The following is a 2,739-nucleotide window of genomic DNA, read 5'->3' on the forward strand; positions in this document are numbered from 1 at the left end:
CCATAAGTGGTGGCGTAAGGCGATGCGGTCTTGGGATCGACAAAACGCTGCCAGCCATAGACAAAGTCGGCCGCGACGACCGGCTCGCCATTGCTCCACTTGGCATTCTTGCGCAATTTGAACACCCAGGTGGTCGGGCTGGTCTGCTTCCAGCTCTCGGCCACACCCGGCACGATACGGCCTTCGTTATCGGTGGCGGTCAGACCTTCAAACAGGTCGCGCGTCAGATTATTGGCGCCCACCGACTCGGCAACGGCCGGGTCCAGTGTTTCGGTCTCGGAGCCGTTATTGCGGATCAGTTCCTGCTTGGCAGCCAGTTGGGTGCCGGCCGGCACTTTGGCGGCCAGGGCTGCACCGCTGGTCAGTGCCAGCAATACGGACGCGGAAATGGCACTGCGCGATAGTTTGAAAGTCATACTCTGCATCTCCTTGAGGTCACGCTCCCCGGTCTGGTGCACGGGGTAGCAAACAGGTACCGGAACGCCCTAGGCAAGTTCGGCATGGCGGCAATTATGCGCACGGCCAAACATGTCATTCAAGTACCCGTTTGAAATATTGATGCAGCACAGCCTCAAGGCTCAGGGTTTTATGACTTTATCGGTCTTAGCCGCGCACTTTCCACCCACGAATAGGCGGCCGGGATCACCAGCAGGGTCAGCAGGGTCGAGCTGATCATGCCGCCGATCACGGCGATGGCCAGCGGGCCGTTGGTGGCGGCACCGGCACCAAAGCCCAGCGCCGCCGGCAACATTGCCAGCACCACAGTCAGCGAGGTCATCAGCACCGGTCGCAAACGCACCGGACAGCTGGTCTGCAAGGCTTCATCCACCGCCATGCCGCGCGCGCGGTACTGGTTGGTCACATCCACCAGCAGAATGGCGTTTTTCGCCACCAGACCGATCAGCAGCACCAGGCCGATAACCGAATACACATTCAGCGTCTGTCCGGTGATCCACAAGGCGGCCAGACCGCCGACCAGCGCCAGCGGTTCGGCCAGCATGATCAGCGCCGGCTGCACGAAACTGTTGAACTGCGCGGCCAGAATCAGATACAGCATCAGGCTGGCCAGCACGAACACCATCACCAGCTCGCCACCGGAGCGCCCCATTTCACGCGCCTCACCCTTGAACTCGATGCGGTAGCCCGGCGGCATGAGCGGCTGGGCCGTGGTACGCACCACCTCGATCGCCTCGGCCAGCGGTATCGAGGGCGAGGCCGACAGACCGGCCGAGTACATCAGCGCCATGCGTTCGATCTGGGTCGGGCCCAGCGTCGGCTTGATGGCCGCCACGCTGGCGAGCGGCACCAGATCCCCACGGCTATTGCGCAGATAAACCGACTCCAGATCTTCGGCACGATTCAGGCTGCCCGTTGCCGCCTTGACGCGGATATCGTAGCGTTCACCATCGCCATCGGAGAACTGGGCGGCATTGCTGCCGGCCGTCAGCAAATTCACCGCTTCCAGCACCTGCTGGGTGGACAGGCCGGCCTTGGCGGCCGCCTCGCGCCGGACATCGACCGCCAGCATAGGCAGTTGGCTTTCGCTACCCACATCGGGCCGGCCGATGCCGGGGATGGCGGTCAGCTCGGTCACCAGCTGTTCATTGATGCGCTGGATCTGGGAGAGATCGGGCCCGACCACGGCAAACTGCAGCTTGCCGCCACGGCTCTCGCCGACACGCGGGAAGGGAAAGGCCGATACGCGCACGCCGGGCACACTGCCCATCATCTTGCGAACCTCGCCCAGTACCTCGCCCTGACTCTTGATACGCGCGTCCTGCGGCTTGAGGCCGATCATCATCATGGTCTCGTTGCCGCTGCGTCCGCCAAAGCCGCCGACGATGGCCAGCACATTGTCGATTTCGGGCAGGGTCAGCAGCTTCTTCTCGACCTCGGCAGTGCGTACATTGGTGTAGGCCACGCTGGAGCCTATCGGCGTTTTCAGCGACAGCATAAAACGGCCTTCGTCCTCTTCGGGATAGAACTCGCCCTTGAGCAGCAGGGCGATGGCCAGACCGGCGACCACCAGCAAGACGGAGGCCGACAGCACCTTGCCCCGATGCGCCAGCGACCAGGTCAGCATGCGGCGGTAGACATTTTCCAGCGCCAGAAAACCGCGCTCGAAAAAGCGGTAGATCGGCCCGTGTGAAGGCTCGGCCTTGAGAAAGCGCGAACACAGCATAGGCGTCAGCGTCACCGACACCAGTAGCGACACCAGCACCCCGAAACTCACTACTACGGCAAAGTTGGAAAACAGACGCCCGACGGTACTGGTCAGGAACACCACCGGTGTGAAGATCGCCACCAGACTCAGGGTGGCGGCCACCACGGCAAACACCACCTCGCTGGTGCCGTGAATGGCGGCGGAAACAGGCTCTTCGCCAGCCTCTTCGCGCCGGTGCACCGCCTCCAGTACCACGATGGCGTCGTCGACCACTACCCCGATCAGCAACAGCAAGGCCAGGAGGGTGATAGTGTTGAAGGTGTACCCCATGAAATACATCAGTGCGACCGCGCCCAGTAGCGACACCGGAATCGCCAGCGACACAATCACGGTGGCGCGCCAGTTGCGCAAAAAGCCCCATACCACCAGGCCGGCTAGCAAAGTGCCCTCGAACAGATGGTCCTTGAGCGCGCCCACCATCTCGTTGATGAAGCTGGCGGTATTCGAGGTCACGACCAGTTGCAGGCCCGGCGGCAGGGTAGGACGGATCTGCGTATCCAGCCGGCGCAACACTT

General features: G+C 62.5%; 2 protein-coding genes. Both read right to left on the reverse strand.

Going from position 1 to position 2,739, the window contains the following annotated elements:
• Positions 1 to 416: ABC transporter substrate-binding protein (locus ACRC1E_RS00505; RefSeq protein ID WP_438513150.1), on the reverse strand; the 416-nt coding region annotated here is incomplete at its 3' end.
• A gap of 170 nt (positions 417 to 586) precedes the next feature.
• On the reverse strand, positions 587 to 2,739 hold a 2,153-nt coding region (locus tag ACRC1E_RS00510; protein ID WP_438513151.1), incomplete at its 5' end, for an efflux RND transporter permease subunit.

It is taken from the genome of Craterilacuibacter sp. (assembly GCF_051659485.1).
Lineage (GTDB): Bacteria > Pseudomonadota > Gammaproteobacteria > Burkholderiales > Chromobacteriaceae > Craterilacuibacter.